Raw genomic sequence first — 15,963 nt, 5'->3', positions numbered from 1 at the left:
TACGCTTTCCCATACGGCAAGTTGTTAACAAGGGGCGTGTCATGGAGGGTTCGATTGGCTCTGAGGAGCTCGACGGCTCCACGATCCCGCTCGTGGCCATCGGTGCCTCCGCCGGCGGGCTCGAACCTCTGGAGGATTTCTTCGAGGCGGCCCCGGAGGATGCCGGCTGGGCGTTCATCGTGATCCAGCACCTCTCGCCCGACTACAAGTCGATGATGGACGAGCTTCTCGGCCGCAAGTCGCGGCTGAAGATCCTGCATATCGACGACGGGGTGCTGCTGGAGCCCGACACGATCTACCTCAACCGCCCCAACCAGATGGTCGAACTGAAGGGCCGGCACTTCGAGACGCGCACCTACGAGCCGGAGGATTCGCTGCCGCGCCTGCCGATCGACGTGCTCTTCCAGTCGCTGACGGATCGCAAGCCGGCCTGCACGGTGGCGGTGGTCCTCTCCGGTTCCGGCGCCGACGGCACCAAGGGCGCCCAGGCGCTGCACAAGGCGGGCGGCGCGGTGATCGTGCAGCGCCCGTCGGAGGCGTCCTTCGCCTCGATGCCGCGCTCGGTTCTCACCTCCGGCGCCGTCGACCGGGTGCTCGAGGCGGGGCAGATGCCGGCCGCGATCAACGAGATCCTCGACCACGGGCGGGAGATGCCGGTCGGCGAGACGGAGGGGCCGGATGCCGCCAAGGGCATCCTGAAGATCCTGGAGGAGAATTTTCACATCGATTTCTCGGCCTACAAGGCCGAGAACGTGCAGCGCCGCGTCGAACGCCGCCGGCACCTGCGCGGGCTCAATTCCATCAAGGAATACCACGACCTGCTGGCCAACAACTCCGGTGCCCGCGACGAGCTCTATGGCGATCTGCTGATCGGCGTGACGGGGTTCTACCGCGATGTCGACGCCATCACGGCCGTCCGCCGCGAGGCCTTCGCGACGCTCGCCGATGCCGAGGAGGAATCGCAGCCCCTGCGCATCTGGGTGCCCGGCTGCGCCTCGGGCGAAGAGGCCTATACGATGGCGATCGAGCTGACGGAGGCGCTGGAAGAGGCGGGCGTGAAGCGGAAGTTCCGCATCATCGCCACCGACGTGCACCGCCGCTCGATCGATATCGCCTCCGCCGGCCTCTACTCGGAAGAGTCGATCTCGAACGTGCCGGAGCGGATCCGCCAGAAATACTTCCTCACCCACCGCAACCAGTACATGGTCGACCCGATCCTGCGGCAGAAGATCATCTTCTCGGTGCATGACGTGCTGAGCGATCCGCCCTTCATGCATCTCGACATGATCTCGTGCCGCAACCTGCTCATCTACCTCAATGACGAGGCGCAGGCGCGGGTCATCTCGATGTTTCTCTTCGGGCTGAGGAAAGACGGCTTCATGCTGCTCGGCCCGTCCGAGAGCCTTGGGCGGTTCGGCCCCGAATTCAAAGTGGTGAACAGCCGCTGGCGGCTCTTCCAGAAGTCGTCGAACCACAAGATCGTCGACCGTTCGCTTCTGTCGACGAAGATCAACCACCGCCCGCGCGACGATGGCTGGTCGCGCGACGACTCCCGTTCCACGCGCCCGCCGGCCCAGACGCTGGCGCATGACGTCGCCGAGCTGCGCAACCGCGAGACGCTGGTGCGCAGCTACGACGCGCTTCTGAAGCGCTATGCGCCCTCGTCGATCATCATCACCGCGGATGGCGATGTGCTGAGCTGGTTCGGCGCCGCGAGCCTCTTCATCGACACGATGAACAACCTCGCCGACTGGACGGTGGAGGACATAGTCCATCCCGATCTGCATTTCACGATCAACGTCGGCATGGAAAAGCTCCGCCAGGGGCAGCTCGAAAGCTACGACCGGAAGATCAACATCGATCTCGGCGGCGGCGAGAAGCAGACCTGCACGGTCACGCTGGAGCCACTCGACCAGACGACCAAGCACCGGTTCATGCTCGTGACCCTGACGCTGGAGCGGGAATCCGGGGCCCGCACCGAAGAGCGCCGCAGCCGCAGCGAGGCGGAGCCGCCGTCCTCCAGCAACGAGGACGTGACGCTCCTCACCCGGCGCATCCAGGAGCTCGAGCGCGACCTCCGCCTCACCGAAGAGACGCTGCAGCATGTGACCGAGCGGCTGGAGGCGAGCGGCGAGGAGCTGCAGGCGTCCAACGAAGAGCTGCAGGCCTCGAACGAAGAGCTGCAGGCCTCCAACGAGGAGCTGCAGAGCTCCAACGAGGAATTGCACGCGGTGAACGAGGAGCTCGTCTCCGTCTCGGCCGAGCACGAGCGGAAGATCGAGATGCTCTCGGAGCTCAACCGCAACACCGAGGCGCTGCTGAAGCTGCTCGGCGTCGGGGTGATCTTCGTCGATCACTCGATCCGCATCCGCCGTTTCAGCGAGCTCATCGGCGCGCAATTCCTCCTGGAGGCGCATGACATCGACCGCCCGCTTTCGGTGGTGGAGCCGCGGTTCGACAGCCTCAACCTCACCGATCTCGTCGCCGAGGTGCTCGAGACAGGCGAAAGCCGCAGCGGCAAGGCGAGCTACAAGACGGCCGAATACGATGTGGAGGCGCACCCGACCGATAGCGGCGACCCGGAGCTCGCGCCCGGGGCGGTGCTGGTGATCCGGGGCCTGAAAGACCCGGCGGGCTAGGGGCTAGCTCGCCTTGCTGTGGCTGCGCCCGCAGGCCCGGCCGGCAAGCCAGTGCTCGACGAGCGCCTGCAGGTCACGGCCGCGATGCGGCTTTTGCAGCGTGCCGGCGATCTGGATGCCCTGAGCCTCCGCCCAGAGCCGCGACGCCTCGAGCGCCGCGCGGGACAGGCCGGAGATCAGGATCACCTCGCCGCCGAAGCCCGTGGCGGCCAGCGCCGGGGCCAGCCGCGCCTCGTTGGTGCGCAGCGATGACAGATCGACGATGGCAAGCTCGGGCCGCTCCTCCAGAAGCGCCCGCAGGAAGCGCTCGGTGCCGGTCACGGCGCGCGCCGTGACCCCGGCCCGGGCAAGCTGCCGGGTGAGCAGCGCCGCCACCGGCCCTTCGTCATCGAACACCAGCCCCCGCAGCGTCTCATTCATCGCGTGCCATGCCCCGACCGTCTTTCGCAGCTCAGGCCCCTTCTATCCCCGGGCAGGGCTAAGGCGAGGTTAACGGCCGGAGGTTGGGCCCGGCAGCAGCGCCGCCAGCCTTGCCAGCAGCGCCTCGCGCTCGAAGGGCTTGCGCAGCACCTCGCGCGGCGCGCCGAGCCCCTCGCCGATCTCGGTCGAAAGCCCGGTGATCAGCAGGAAGGGCAGGGCAGGCCGCGTCTCTGCCAGCCAGCGCGACAGCGCCACGCCGCTCATATGCGGCATGACGGCATCGCTGAGCACCAGGTCGAACCCCTCGGCCCCCTCGGCCCCGGACGCCTCGATCAGCGCCTGCGCCTCGCGCCCGTCGGCGGCGGTGACGACATGGTAGCCGGCGCGTTCGAGCGAGCGGGCAATGGTCTGCCGCGCTTCGGGATTGTCCTCGGCCAAGAGGATGCGCGGCGGCGGGCCGGGCGCGGGCGCGGGTTCGCCGGCCGTCGCCCCTTCACCGGCCGCACGCGCCGGGGCACTGCGGGGCAGGGTGAGCGTGAAGCAGGCGCCGCCGCCCGGCGGGCTCTCGGCACGGATCTCGCCGCCCGCGTCGTGCAGGATGCGCCGGCAGGTCGGCAGGCCGAGCCCCGTGCCGGTGCCGGCGGCGCGCGTGGTGAAGAAGGGCTCGAAGATGCGGGTGAGGTTCTCGGCCGGGATGCCCGTGCCGGTGTCGCGGACAGAGATCCGCACCTCGTGCGGCGCGCTCTCGTCCAGCGAGATGGTGAGCCGCCCGCCACCCGGCATGGCGTGACGCGCGTTGAAGACGAGGTTGAGGATCACCTGATCGAAACTCGTCGGCGCGATCTCGATCAGCGCCTCGCCCGCGCCCGCCGGCAGCTCGAGCGTGATGTCGGGCGGCAGGACGCGGCGGATCATGGCGCCGAGCCGCTGGAGCGCCTCGCATGGACGGAACAGCTCGGGCACCGCCTCGTCGCGGCGCGAGAAGGCGAGGAGCTGGCCGGTGAGCATCGCCGCCTGCTCGGCAGCACGGATGATCTGCTCCGCCTCCTCGCTGCCCGGCGCGCCGGGCGCCAGCTCGTCGAGCAGGAATTCGGCATTGCCGAGGATGACCAGAAGCAGGTTGTTGAAATCATGGGCGATCCCTCCGGCCAGCAGCCCCACCGCCTCCAGCTTCTGCGCCTCACGGAGCTGGTCGGCCATGTGCCGGCTCTCGGTCACGTCGCGCAGCGTCGCAAGGACGGCGCGCTGCCCGTGCCAGTGGATATGGCCCAGCCGCACCTCGGCCGTCCGCCGCGCGCCGCCACGCAGGATCTCCACCTCCGACATGGCGTCATCGCCGAAGGAGAAGCCGATTTCCTGGCTCATGAAGGTCTCGCGGTCGACGCCGAAGAGGTCGAGCGCCGCGGCATTGACGAATTGCACGGCGCCGCCCGCATCGGTGACGAGCATTCCGTCGGGATTGTCGGAAATGAGCTGTTGAAGCTGCGCATCCGCCTGCCGCGCCTGAAAGCGCTCCATGGCATAGAGGATCGCCCGGGGCAGGCTTTCGAGCCCCTCGCCGGATTTCGACAGCACATCCTCCGCCCCCTCGCGGAGCGCCGCCCGCGCCGCGTCGTCGTCGTTCTGGCCCGAGAGGATGACGATCGGCACCGAGGGCACGCGGCGGCGGAGCCGGCGGAAGCTCTCGATGCCGCGGCTGTCGGGCAGGCCGAGATCGAGCACCACGGCGTCGAACCGCGCCTCCCTCAGCGCCACCCGCGCCTCGGCGAGGCTGGTGACCGAGGCGACCGAGAAGGCCCGCGAGCGGGCGCGCGCCAGCCGGTCGCGGGCCAGGAAGGCGTCGCCCTCGTTGTCCTCCACCAGGAGCACGTGGCAGGCCGTCTCGGCCCGCGGGCCCTCGACGGCATATGTGGCCTCAACTCCCGGAATGGTCCGCCTCGAACATGCTGCCGAGCTGCGCCGCCTCGAGGTCGAGCGCATAGGTCGGAGAGCCGGAGAGGATGCCGTGCACGCCGCGGAAGGGCGAGCGGATGCTCATGCCGTTGCCGTCGATGACATATTCGCGGATCTCCTTCTCGTGCCAGGTGCCGCGCATCTTGAGCACGGTCAGCCCGCGCCGCATCTCGCCGAGGAGCTCGACGTAGCGCAGAAGGATGATCGTGTCGGTGATCGTCGAGATATGCGTCTCGGTGATCGACTCGCCGCCCACCAGCATCGAGGTGGTGTTGGTGAAAAGGCCGGTGATCTCCAGATGCTTGATATGGCTGGTGAGCCCGATGACGAATTCGCGGAAGCTCTTCTGCGTCGACACCCGCTCGAAGGCCGACATGGAATCGATGGCGATGCGCTTCGGCCCGAAATCGCGGATGTCGCGCTTGATCTGGAGGAGGTGATCCTCGAGCCCCATCACCTCGGGATAGCGCGAGATGATCTTCAGCGTGCCTTCCTCCTCGGCCTTGAGAAAGTCGACGCCCCAGGCCTCGGCATTGCGGGTGAGCTGCTCGCGGCTCTCCTCGGCGCCGATGAGCAGAACCTTCTCGCCCTCCTGGATGGCGGCCTTGACGAATTCGGTCACCATCAGCGTCTTGCCCGTCCCCGTGGCGCCGGAGGCGAGGATGATGGAATCGCGGAACATGCCGCCGCCGCACATCTTGTCGAGCTCGGCCACGCCGGACGAGACGCGCACGGCCGAGGAGCTCTGCGTCAGCTCCTGCGCCGAAAGCGGGATGATAGTCACGCCGTCCTCGCTGTCGATGGTGAAGGGATATTCGCCCTTCTGATGCGTCGCGCCGCGGAACTTGAGGATCTCGATGGTCCGCCGCCGCTTCTCCTGCTCCAGCCGGTTGCGCACGACCATGACGTTGTCGGTGACGAATTCCTCCACCCCGAAGCGGCCGATGCCGCCTTCCTCGTTGGTGCGCTCGATGGTGACGATGGTGGTCACGTCGAGCTTGCGCAGGCCCGCGAGGATGCGGTGCAGCTCGCGGCGGATGGTGTTGGGGTCGGAGAATTGCGGAAAGAGCCCGCCGACGGCATCGAGGATGACCCGCCGCGCCCCCACGCGGCGCACCGCGTTCTCGATCCGCGCCATCAGCGCCGAGAGGTCGTAGGCCCCGGCGGAGATCACCGCCTCCCCCGGCTCGGGCGTGGCATCGACCACGGCGACGCGGCCGTCGCGCACCATGCCGGCAAGGTCCCAGCCGAAGCTCTGCACGTTGCGCATCAGGTCGTCCGGCGCTTCCTCGAAGGTGACGAAGACGCCGTTCTGGGCATAATCCTCGACGCCCGTCACCAGGAACTGCAACGCCAGCACGGTCTTGCCGCTGCCTGCGGTGCCGGCCACCAGCGTAGAGCGCTCGGCGGGCAGGCCACCATTGGCGATCTGGTCGAAGCCGGGGATCCCGGTCTCGAGCCGCGGCAATTCACGCATCTCGCTCATTCACTCTCACTCCCGTCAACATCGTCCTTCGGCTCCTCCTCCCGATATCTGCCGAGCCCGCGCGCCCGGTTGTGCTCGTCCGGCACGAGGTCGAGCCCGAGGAGGACCTTTTCGTGGTCGCTGAGGTCGCCGATGATCTTGCGCACCGGCTCCGGCAGCTGGCGCACCAGCGTCGGCGTCGCGAGGATCTTTTCGTTCTCCGCGAGGCGCGGATATTCGAGCACGTCGATGACCTCGATCGTGTAGCGCCCGGCGAGCTCGCTCTCGCAGAGCGCCTTGAGGTTGTGGATGGCCCGCTGCGATGGCTGGGTCCGGCCCGTCACGTAGAGCCTCAGGCGATAGTTCATGTCTCGTCTCCCCCCTCCTCGCCCCGGCGGAGCCCGGTGCGGTAGTAATCGACGAGCAGCCCCATCATCTCGAGCGCCATGAGCCGCCCCTCGATGATGAGGGACCGGCCGGATTCGTTGCTCACCTCGATCATCGGGTTGTCGAGCGCGGCGAGATGCAGATCGACCATGTCGCGCGGGCCGGCGCCGAGATCGCCCATGGCGTTCACCAGCCGCTCCATGGCGGCGCGGGGCTTCGGGCGCTTTTCGAGCTGACGCAGGAAATAGTCGCGCAGGAGGCTGCGGTAGAGCAGCACCTGATCCTCGAACCGGTCGGGGCGGCGGTCCTTCACCGGTCCCATGCCGGCGACGACGGAGGTGACGAGGGTGCGCGAGGATTGCGATCCCAGCGTCCGATAGCGCTCGACCGTCTGGCGCAGCTCGCGCAGTTCCGCCTCGCGGTGGCGCGAGATCGCATAGCCGATGGCGCGCTCCAGATTGCGCGTCTGCACATCGGCCTTGGTGAGGTAATCCTGCGCGCCGGCGTCGATGCAATCGAGCGCCAGTTGCTCGTCGTCGATGCCGGTCAGCACGATGATCGGCGTCAGATCGGTGACGCCATGGAGCCGGCGCACGCTGTCGGCCCCGACGGAATCGGGCAGGCGCAGGTCGCACAGGATCGCATCGGGCGCCATGGTGGCGAGGCAGCTCACCGCCTCTTCCATGGAGCCGGCATGGGTGATCTCGTAGGTATCGCGCTGCGCGCCGGCGAGATACTCCGACACCAGCTCGGCATCGCCCTCGCTGTCCTCCACGAGGAGGACCCGCCGCGTCACCCCGGCCATGGCTCAGTGCACCCCGCCCGAGACCGGCGGCAGCTTCACGACGGTGAACCAGAAGCGCTCCATCGTCTGGATGATCTTCTGGAAGGTCATGAGGTCGACCGGCTTGGTGACATAGCAATTGGCGCCGAGCTCGTAGGTCTCGACGATGTCCTGCTCGGCGGAAGACGAGGTGAGGATCACCACGGGGATCAGCTTCAGCCGCCCGTCGCGCTTGATCTCGGCCAGCACTTCCTTGCCATGGACGCGCGGCACGTTGAGATCGAGGAAGATGAGGTCGGGCAGGGGGCCGCCGGTGCGCGACGCCGCCGAGAGGATCTCCAGCGCCTCCTGGCCATCGACGGCGATGGTCAGTTCCAGATGCAGGCGCTCCGTTTCCAGCACCTCGCGGGCGAGTTCGGCATCGGCCGGATTGTCCTCCACCATGAGGACGCGGATCGGATCGAGGCTCATGAGGCGATCTCCGTTCCGGCGACGGCGGCCGGCAGGGTGAAGTGGAAGGTGGCGCCGCGGCCCGGGGCGGCATCGGCCCAGATGCGGCCGCCGTATTGCTCGACGATGCGCTTGCAGATGGCGAGCCCGAGCCCCGTGCCCTCGTATTTGCCGCGGGCATTGAGGCGCTGGAACATGTCGAAGATGCGCTGCGCCTCGGCGGGGTCGAAGCCGATGCCGTTGTCGGCCACCGTGAAATGCCAGCCCTCGGGGCTTTCCTCGGCGGCGATTCGGATGCGCGGCGGCGCCTCGCCGGTGAATTTCAGCGCATTGGCCACGAGGTTCTGGAAGAGCCGGATCAGGTTGCCGGGATTGGCGCAGACCATGGGCAGGTCGCCCGTCAGCTCGACCTCGGCGCCCGTCTCGCGGATGCGCGCATCGAGCTCGGCGAGGACGCGGCGCAGCGCGGCGCCGGAATCACTCGCCACCGGCGGCTCCTTTCGGCTGCCGACGCGGGAATAGACCAGCAGGTCGTTGATCTGCTGCTGCATCCGCCGCGCGCCTTCGACGGCGAAGCCGATGTATTTCTGCGCCTTTTCATCGAGCTGATCCCCGTAGCGCTGCGCGAGAAGCTCGGTGAAGCTCGCCACCATCCGCAGGGGCTCCTGCAGGTCGTGGCTGGCGACATAGGCGAATTGCTCCAGATCGGCATTGGAGCGGCGAAGCTCCTCCTCACGGGCGCGCAGCGCATCCATCGCGGCCTTGCGGTCGGAAATGTCGATGGAGGCGACGAGGATGCGCGGCCCGTCCGGCGTCGCCACGGGCGTGAGCGCCACCTCGACCGGGAAGGTCGTTCCATCGCGCCGCCGGGCCGTCAGGTCGCGGCCCTTGCCCATCCGGCGGGGCACCGGCGCGGCGAGGTACTCCGCTCGGAGCGCCGGGTGCGAGGCCCGTGCGGCATTCGGCACGAGTGTCTCGATCTGGCGGCCGACGAGACCCTCGCGCTTCCAGCCGAACTGCCGCTCGATCTCGGCATTGATCATGTCGATCGTGCCATTGGGGCGGACGAGGATCTTGCCGATCGGCGAGGCCTCGACGAGGACGCGAAGCGTCTCCTGCGCCGCGCGGAGCGCCGAGATGTCGCGGGCGATGAGCGAGGCGCCGGTCACCTGACCGGCGGCGCCGCGCACCGGCGAGCAGGTGACCGAGAGCGCCAGCGGCTCACCGTCGAGGTTGTGCCAGCCGTCGAGCTCCAGCGTCACCCGCGCGCCCTTCATCGCCTGGCCGAGCCCTGCCACCAGCTCCGCGCGGGCCGCGGCGTCCAGGAACTCGTCCACCTTCCGCCCGAGCATCCGCCCCGCGTCGGCACCGAAGAGCGCCGCGGCGGCGGGGTTCCATCGGGTGACGCGGCCGGCAGGCGACAGGGTGAAGATCGCATCGCTGGCGCCCTCGATGATCTCTTCGTACCAGCGCTCGCGGTCGATGTGATCGGCGAAGGCGCGGGCCAGCGTGCCGATCTCCCCCCGGGCAGAGGTGGGCAGGTCGCCGGGGCGGGGGCGGGCCCCGTCGCCGACGGCCGCCGTCATCTGCTCGATGGGCTGCGTCAGCGACCGCGCCACCAGCATCGCCAAAAGCGCCGCCAGCGCCGCGACGGCGAGCCCGCCGAGCAAGGCCGCCCGGCCGATGGCGAAGCCGGAAAGAAGCTCCGATTCCGGCGCGAGGCGGATGATCGTGACCACCGGCCCGCCCGCCAGCGCCACCGAGGCCCAGCCGGTGCCGATCGGCGTGCCGTTCAGCAGATGCAGGCGGGCGACGCCGGTCGGCTCTTCGGCAAGGGCCGCGGCAACCTGCGGCATCTCGGCCGAGACGCGGGAGGGCGTGCCGAGGTCGAAGCCGAACTCGCGTGACGGATCGGTATGGAGGAGGAAATCGCCATCGGCGTTCACCAGATAGACGAGGCCGGTCGCGCGGCTCGACCGCACCCGCTCCAGCGGCGCCTGCATGTCGAGGTTGAGCACGAGGAGCCCGTAGGTCTCGCCCGGAGGCGCCTCCGGCGCCGCAAGCGGCATCGCGAGGCGCAGGACCGGCACATGCGGCTCCTGCACCTCGCCGAATTCGCGGTTGAGATTGAGATCGGAGACGTAGATCTCCCCCGGCGCGAGCTCCAGCGTCTCGAAGACGTAAGGGTAGGCGTTCTTGTCCTGCAGCCCCTCCGGAGGGATGATCCGGGGCGGGGCGCCGAAGGCCTCGCGGTCGACGCGCACCTCCTCCATCCCGTCCGCGCCGATGAGGCGGAGCTGCAGGATCGAGGGGTCTGCGGCGAGTTCGGCGACGAAATTCTCCGCGAGCTGCGCCTGCCACTCGCCAAGGGTCAATCCGGTCTCGGGGTCGGTCCCCCCGCCCTCCGAGGCGCGCAGGATGCCGCGCGCGATGCCGGAAGCGGAGAGCGCCTGCAGATTCTCGCGCGCCTGGGTGGCTTCGGTCTGCAGCATCTCGGCGAGCTGCACGGAATGCGCCCCGTAGCGCGCCAGCGCCTGCGGCATCACCGCGGCCCTGGCAGAGAAGAAGACGAGAGCCCCGATGGCGAGGGCCGTGAGAACGACAAGACCAACCATCGGCGCCATCAGGCGCAAACGCATGCCCATGGGCGAACACCCCGGTACCGGACAAACAAACTGTCCTTACGGAAACCACCTTATGCGTGGTCGCCGTAAGGTCAACCGCCGGTGGAATGCGCGCCGCATGCCACTCCGGCCAGGGCCGGTGGTGGCGGGTCCGGAAGCGGCGTCGTGGCCAGGGGCGGGGGTGAGGCGGGGCAGAGCGGGGCAGGGCGCGCGGGCGGCCATGTCAGGCAGCATCGCGCGGTCCCGGGCGGCTGGCGGCCGGGCTGGCGGGCGCGCTCGCGGGTGACGACTGCGCCCCGGCGGCCGGCAGCGTGAAGCGGAAGGTCGCGCCCTCGCCGAGCGCGCTTTCGCACCAGATCCGCCCGCCCCGCTGCTCGACGATCTTCTTGCAGATCGACAGTCCGAGCCCGGTGCCCTGCACCTGATCGGGGCTGTGCAGCCGGGTGAAGGAGTTGAAGATCCGCGCGCAATCCTTCCCGGCGATGCCGAGGCCGCGGTCGCTCACCGCCACCTGCCACCAGCCCTCCGCCTGCGGCTCGGCCGAGATGGTGATGCGCGGCACATTGGGGCCGGCATAGCGCAGGGCGTTCGACAGCAGGTTCTGAAAGAGCTGGCCGATCTGCGGGAGATCGCCCGAGACCACCGGCAGCGCCTCCGGCCGCAGGATCCGCGCGCCGGCCGTGCCTATGTCGAGCGTCAGGTTGGCAAGCGCCCAGTCGAGCGCCTCGTCGAGCGGCACGGGCGCCACCGGCACCGGCCGGTCGAGCGACAGATGCAGCGCCAGCGTGTCGATCAGCGAGACCATCCTGTCGCCGAGGCTGCCGAGCGCCGCGGCATCGGCCGCCAGATCCTCCGTATGCCCGGCGGCCAGATCGCCGGCGATCGAATGCGCGAGGAAGCTGGCGAGCTTGGCGGGCGATTTCAGGTCATGGGCGAGCGCATGAGCGAAGAGCTCCATCTCCTGCTGCTTGCGCAGGAGCCGCGCGCGCATCTCGATCATGGTGGCCGCCATCTCCAGCGCGCGGCGGAGCGCCCGGGGCGACATCTCGCTCTTCGGCAGATAGGTGAGCGCGCCGAGCCGGATCGCGAGCCCGGCGAGGTGGTCGCTCGTCAGCGCCGAGGTCATGATGATGCCGAGCCGCGGATATTGCCGCGTCAGCGCCACCATCGCCGCCTGGCCGAGCTTGCCCTCGGCGCGGTAGTCGACGAAGGCGAGGTCGCAATCGGCCGCGACCCCGGCGGCCGCCGCGACGGTCGGGGCGGCGGCGACGCTCTGGCCGAGACCGCAGACGGTGAGCTGCTTGCACAGGCGCTGCCGGTCGCCCTCGTCCGGGTCGATGACGAGCAGCCGCAGCCCCGCCAGATCGCCCGGCCCGGGGGCGGCGGAAGGCGCCTCCGCAGCCGCGCCCCCTGGCGCACGGTGAAGGGCGGCGGGGGCCGCGGCCGCGGTCACGAGACCCGGGCCGCGCGGGCCTGGACCTCGCCCGACAGGGCCCCGACGAAGGCCATGAGCGTGTGGCAGAGGGCGCCGAGCTCCTGCAGCGCCTGCTCCGCCTCCGGTCCCGCGCCGCGGTGGCGGCGCACCTCGTCGACCTGGCGAACCATGGCGCGGGTGGCGGGGCGGAGCTGCGCGAGGCAAAGCTCGTCGACCGCCGCCAGCACGGCTTCCACCGCCTCGGCCTCGCCGTTCGGATGCCGGATCGCCCCGGCGAGGGCGGAGGCGATGGCGCGGCGGAGGATCTCTTCCGTCAGCGCGCCTTTCTCGATGAAATCGCAGGAGCCCGCCTTCATCGCGGCCACGGCCATCTCCGTCCGGCCCTCGCCGGCGACGACGATGGGCCGGGCCGCCGCCTGGCCCGGGTGCTGCCTGAGCTTGTGCAGCGCATCGAGCGCCGTGCCGTCGGGCAGGGAATAATCGAGGATGGCGATGTCGACGCGGCCGTCGTCCAGCGCCTCCTCGAATTCGGTGAGCGAGCGGGTGAACTCGGTCTCGACCACGCCATTGGTGTGGCCGAGGAGCCGGGCGATGCGGATCTGGTCCACCTCGCTGTCCTCCAGCACCAGAACGCGCAGGCGCAGCGGCATGGCCGGGCGGGTGGAGACGAGCCGCAGGGGCGGCGCCTCCTCGGGCCGGGGGGCGAGCGGCGGGGCGGCCAGAAGCGAGGCGTGATCCATGGCGGCGATCCTTCTGCCGGGGGGAAAGAGCGGGACCTGCCGCGCGCCGGCCGGGCCGGGGGCGAGGAGGCGGAGGTTGGCGGGCCGCGGCATCGGGGCTCAGCCTGGCAGGGGGACCTGATCGAGATAGCGCTCGATCAGCTCCATCGTCTGGCGGAATTCCTCCGGCGAGGCGCCCTTCATCAGATAGCCCGCGACGTTGCGGGCATGGGCGGCCTCGACATCCTTCGGCGCGTCGGAGCTCGACAGCATGAAGACGACCGTGGAATGCAGATCGGGATCGGCGCGCAGCTCGTCCAGCATGTCGATGCCGCTCATCGGCACCATGGAGATGTCGAGGAGGATCAGCACCGGCCGCCGCAGGCGCTCGCGCCCGTTGGTGCCGGCCAGCATGTCGAGCGCCTCGGGCGCGCTGCGGGCGCTGACGACCGGGTTCGGCAGGGCCATGCGCTTCAACGTGCGCTCGACGGCCATCACGCAAACGGGGTCGTCATCCACGATCAATATCGTCGCCGCCGGCACCCGGCACCTCCTTGCGCTTGAAAAGAGGCCCTCTGCCCCAATTCCGCCACAGTCTTTCATGCGGGCGTTAGCCAAGTGTGAAGATTCGGCCGGCAGATTGGGACAAACCGATCAGGCCGAAGGAGCCTAAGATGAACGTTCTGGAGAAGGGCGCCGCAGCGGATGCGGCCGCCCCGGAGTCGCAGGGGCCCGATGCGCCGCGCCCCGCCACCGCCGAAAGCCTGGCGCGCTCGGCCGAGCTCGAGGCGATCGTCTACCGCATCAGCCACGATCTGCGCGCCCCGGCGCGGGCGCTTCACGACCTGCCCGGCTGGGTGGAGGAGGATCTCTCCGCCGCCGGCATCTCGCTGCCGGGGCAGGTGGGCCGCTATCTGGAACTCATGCGCCGGCAGGCGGGGCGGATGCACAATTTCATCGCCGACCTACTGACCCACAGCCGCATCGGCCGGATGCAGGAGCCGCTTGCCATCGACCTCGCCTCCGCCGTCGCCGACGTGCTCCGCCGGCTGAGCGTGCCGCAGGAGTTCGAGATCGCCGTGACCATCGCGCCGGGGCCGCGGCCCGTGCTCGGGCCGGCCGATCTCGACCGGCTGCTCTCGGCGCTGATCTCCAACGCCGTGCGCCACCACGACACCGGCGCGGGGCGCATCGCCATCGAGATCGCCCCCGAGGGCAGCGGCGTCACGGTCACCGTCAGCGATGACGGCCCGGGCATTGCCGAGGCCGACCGCGAGCGCGCCTTCGCCTTCATGTCGACGCTGCGGCCCCGCGACGAGGTGGAAGGCAGCGGCATGGGCCTGCCCATCGCCCGGCATATCTGCGAGGCCTATGGCGGCTCGTTGGAGCTCGAAAGCCTGCCGGAGCGCGAGAAGGGCTGCCGCTTCACCGCCACGATGAAGACCCTGCCGGACAGCCTCGCCGCGCTGGCCGGGCCCTGAGGCCAGGGGGACAGGGCCGGCCGGCGGCGATACGCCGCGGACACGCGGGCGCGCGAGCCTGGCGCCGGCCGCTTTCGCCGCGCGCCCCGGGCCTGTAAGGGTGGGGCGAACCACCAAGGCGAGCCCCGACATGCCGGTCATCCACATCCTCAACGGCCCCAATCTCAACCTGCTCGGCCAGCGCCAGCCGGAGATCTACGGGCACCAGACGCTCGCCGATGTCGAGGCCGCCTGCCGCGCGCTGGCCCCTGAGCTCGGGCTCGAAATCGGCAGCTTCGCGCAGGAGAACGGCGAGGGCGCGCTCGTCGAGCGCATCCAGGCGGCCCGCGGGGCGGCCCGCGGCATGGTCATCAACCCCGCCGCCTATTCGCATACCTCCGTCGCGGTGCTCGATGCGCTAAACCTCTTCGAGGGCAAGGTGATCGAGGTGCATATCTCCAACATCCACCGGCGCGAGACCTTCCGGCACCATTCCTTCGTGTCGTCCAGGGCCGACGGGGTGATCGCCGGCTGCGGCACGCATGGCTACCAGCTCGCGCTGCGCCAGCTCGCATTGCTGCTGGCCTGAGCCGGGGAAGGACTCGAGATGCCGGACCATGGGCACGACCACGACGGGCACGACCACGGGCACAGCCACGACCACGGGCATCACCACGGCCCTGGCCACAGCCACGCCCACCACCACGGCGGCGGCGCCCGGGCGCTCGGGATCGCCGCCGGGCTGACCGGGTTCTTCATGGTGGCGGAGGTCGTGGGCGGCCTCGTCTCTGGCTCGCTGGCGCTGCTCGCCGATGCCGGGCACATGGCGACGGACCTCGCGTCGCTGCTCCTCGCCTTTTTCGCCGTTCGCCTCGCGCGGCGCCCGGCGGATGCGCGGCGGAGCTACGGCTTCGACCGGGTCTCCGTCCTTGCCGCCTTCGTCAACGGGCTCGCGCTCTTCGTCATCGCGCTCTGGATCTCCATCGAGGCGATCCAGCGCTTCCTCGACCCCGCGCCGATCCTCGGCGGGCTCATGCTCTGGGTCGCCGTGGCCGGGCTCATCGTCAACATCATCGCCTTCCGCATCCTCCACGGGGCGGAGGGCGGGCTGAACACCCGCGCCGCGGCGCTGCATGTGATGGGCGATCTCCTCGGCTCCGTCGGCGCAATCGCTGCGGCGCTGATCATCATGACGACGGGCTGGACGCCGATCGACCCGATCCTCTCGGTGCTCGTCTCAGTGCTGATCCTGCGCTCGGCCTGGCGGGTGCTGTCGGAGGCGGGGCATATCCTTCTCGAGGGCACGCCGAGCGGCTTCGATCCGGCCCGCGCCCGCGCCCGGCTGGCGGATGCCGTGCCGGGGCTCGCCGGCGTCGATCACCTCCACGCCTGGTGCATCAGCGAGGAACGCCTGATGGCGACGCTGGAGGCCGACCTCGCCCCCGGCGCCGCGCCAGAGGCGGTGCGGGACGGCATCAAGCGGGTGATGGCGGAGGAATTCGGCATCGGCCATGTAACCGTCGAGCTGCGCGTCTGACCCCCCGGGGCAAGGCAGTGGTCAGGCGGGGGGCCAGGCAAACCCCGCAATGTCCTGCAAGATTCCCGCCCCGCGCAAGGCGGCCATGCA

Annotated in this window: 14 protein-coding genes; 4 read left to right on the top strand and 10 right to left on the bottom strand. The window is 69.8% G+C overall.

Going from position 1 to position 15,963, the window contains the following annotated elements; genetic code table 11:
• Window positions 1-41 precede the first annotated feature (41 nt).
• Window positions 42-2,639: a chemotaxis protein CheB gene (locus ACAZ03_RS08590; protein ID WP_373352729.1), complete on the top strand. Its 2,598-nt coding sequence runs from the start codon at window positions 42-44 to the stop codon at window positions 2,637-2,639.
• A gap of 3 nt (window positions 2,640-2,642) precedes the next feature.
• Here the strand turns inward: ACAZ03_RS08590 and ACAZ03_RS08585 are convergent, their stop codons facing one another.
• From ACAZ03_RS08585 to ACAZ03_RS08540, 10 genes are all read right to left on the bottom strand, one after another.
• On the bottom strand, window positions 2,643-3,059 hold the full coding sequence (locus ACAZ03_RS08585; RefSeq protein ID WP_373352727.1) for a hypothetical protein: 417 nt from the start codon (window positions 3,057-3,059) through the stop codon (window positions 2,643-2,645).
• A 69-nt stretch (window positions 3,060-3,128) separates the two neighbouring features.
• Window positions 3,129-4,928 (bottom strand): response regulator, encoded by a 1,800-nt coding sequence (locus ACAZ03_RS08580; protein WP_373352726.1) that lies wholly within the window; start codon window positions 4,926-4,928, stop codon window positions 3,129-3,131.
• 46 nt (window positions 4,929-4,974) lie between these two features.
• Window positions 4,975-6,498: a circadian clock protein KaiC gene (gene kaiC, locus ACAZ03_RS08575; RefSeq protein WP_373352725.1), complete on the bottom strand. Its 1,524-nt coding sequence runs from the start codon at window positions 6,496-6,498 to the stop codon at window positions 4,975-4,977.
• Window positions 6,495-6,845: a circadian clock protein KaiB gene (kaiB, locus tag ACAZ03_RS08570; RefSeq protein ID WP_373352723.1), complete on the bottom strand. Its 351-nt coding sequence runs from the start codon at window positions 6,843-6,845 to the stop codon at window positions 6,495-6,497. The genes kaiC and kaiB overlap by 4 nt, the downstream gene beginning before the upstream one ends.
• The gene (locus ACAZ03_RS08565; RefSeq protein ID WP_373352721.1) at window positions 6,842-7,669 is read right to left on the bottom strand and encodes a response regulator; all 828 of its coding nucleotides are present in this window, start codon (window positions 7,667-7,669) and stop codon (window positions 6,842-6,844) included. Before ACAZ03_RS08565 ends, kaiB begins: the two co-directional genes overlap by 4 nt.
• A gap of 3 nt (window positions 7,670-7,672) precedes the next feature.
• The gene (locus tag ACAZ03_RS08560; protein ID WP_373352719.1) at window positions 7,673-8,119 is read right to left on the bottom strand and encodes a response regulator; all 447 of its coding nucleotides are present in this window, start codon (window positions 8,117-8,119) and stop codon (window positions 7,673-7,675) included.
• Window positions 8,116-10,737, bottom strand: a complete 2,622-nt coding sequence (locus ACAZ03_RS08555; protein WP_373352718.1) for a PAS domain S-box protein — start codon at window positions 10,735-10,737, stop codon at window positions 8,116-8,118. The genes ACAZ03_RS08560 and ACAZ03_RS08555 overlap by 4 nt, the downstream gene beginning before the upstream one ends.
• A gap of 208 nt (window positions 10,738-10,945) precedes the next feature.
• Window positions 10,946-12,175, bottom strand: a complete 1,230-nt coding sequence (locus ACAZ03_RS08550; protein WP_373352716.1) for an ATP-binding protein — start codon at window positions 12,173-12,175, stop codon at window positions 10,946-10,948.
• Complete coding sequence (locus ACAZ03_RS08545) at window positions 12,172-12,990, bottom strand: response regulator (RefSeq protein ID WP_373352714.1); 819 nt, start codon at window positions 12,988-12,990, stop codon at window positions 12,172-12,174. The genes ACAZ03_RS08550 and ACAZ03_RS08545 overlap by 4 nt, the downstream gene beginning before the upstream one ends.
• Window positions 12,991-12,996: 6 nt before the next feature.
• Complete coding sequence (locus ACAZ03_RS08540; RefSeq protein ID WP_373352712.1) at window positions 12,997-13,419, bottom strand: response regulator; 423 nt, start codon at window positions 13,417-13,419, stop codon at window positions 12,997-12,999.
• A gap of 131 nt (window positions 13,420-13,550) precedes the next feature.
• On the opposite strand from ACAZ03_RS08540, the gene ACAZ03_RS08535 reads away from it, so the two are divergent.
• From ACAZ03_RS08535 to ACAZ03_RS08525, 3 genes are all read left to right on the top strand, one after another.
• Entirely contained in the window at window positions 13,551-14,357 is an 807-nt protein-coding gene (locus ACAZ03_RS08535) for an ATP-binding protein (protein ID WP_373352710.1), read from the top strand.
• A gap of 130 nt (window positions 14,358-14,487) precedes the next feature.
• A complete protein-coding gene (locus ACAZ03_RS08530; RefSeq protein ID WP_373352708.1) occupies window positions 14,488-14,925 on the top strand; it encodes a type II 3-dehydroquinate dehydratase in 438 nt (145 codons plus the stop codon).
• An 18-nt stretch (window positions 14,926-14,943) separates the two neighbouring features.
• The gene (locus ACAZ03_RS08525) at window positions 14,944-15,873 is read left to right on the top strand and encodes a cation diffusion facilitator family transporter (protein WP_373352706.1); all 930 of its coding nucleotides are present in this window, start codon (window positions 14,944-14,946) and stop codon (window positions 15,871-15,873) included.
• The last annotated feature ends 90 nt before the right edge of the window (window positions 15,874-15,963 follow it).

It is taken from the genome of Pseudoroseicyclus sp. CXY001 (assembly GCF_041714655.1).
In the GTDB taxonomy this organism is placed as follows: Bacteria; Pseudomonadota; Alphaproteobacteria; order Rhodobacterales; family Rhodobacteraceae; genus Pseudoroseicyclus_A.
This window is presented reverse-complemented; position numbering and strand designations above follow the sequence as displayed.

Bases quoted from the DNA above. Each gene is read 5' to 3' on its own strand.
- ACAZ03_RS08585 (WP_373352727.1), bottom strand. From the start codon at position 3,059: ATGAATGAGACGCTGCGGGGGCTGGTGTTCGATGACGAAGGGCCGGTG.
- ACAZ03_RS08535 (WP_373352710.1), top strand. From the start codon at position 13,551: ATGAACGTTCTGGAGAAGGGCGCCGCAGCGGATGCGGCCGCCCCGGAG.
- kaiC (WP_373352725.1), bottom strand. From the start codon at position 6,498: ATGAGCGAGATGCGTGAATTGCCGCGGCTCGAGACCGGGATCCCCGGC.
- ACAZ03_RS08545 (WP_373352714.1), bottom strand. From the start codon at position 12,990: ATGCCGCGGCCCGCCAACCTCCGCCTCCTCGCCCCCGGCCCGGCCGGC.
- kaiB (WP_373352723.1), bottom strand. From the start codon at position 6,845: ATGAACTATCGCCTGAGGCTCTACGTGACGGGCCGGACCCAGCCATCG.
- ACAZ03_RS08525 (WP_373352706.1), top strand. From the start codon at position 14,944: ATGCCGGACCATGGGCACGACCACGACGGGCACGACCACGGGCACAGC.
- ACAZ03_RS08530 (WP_373352708.1), top strand. From the start codon at position 14,488: ATGCCGGTCATCCACATCCTCAACGGCCCCAATCTCAACCTGCTCGGC.
- ACAZ03_RS08590 (WP_373352729.1), top strand. From the start codon at position 42: ATGGAGGGTTCGATTGGCTCTGAGGAGCTCGACGGCTCCACGATCCCG.
- ACAZ03_RS08560 (WP_373352719.1), bottom strand. From the start codon at position 8,119: ATGAGCCTCGATCCGATCCGCGTCCTCATGGTGGAGGACAATCCGGCC.
- ACAZ03_RS08555 (WP_373352718.1), bottom strand. From the start codon at position 10,737: ATGCGTTTGCGCCTGATGGCGCCGATGGTTGGTCTTGTCGTTCTCACG.
- ACAZ03_RS08565 (WP_373352721.1), bottom strand. From the start codon at position 7,669: ATGGCCGGGGTGACGCGGCGGGTCCTCCTCGTGGAGGACAGCGAGGGC.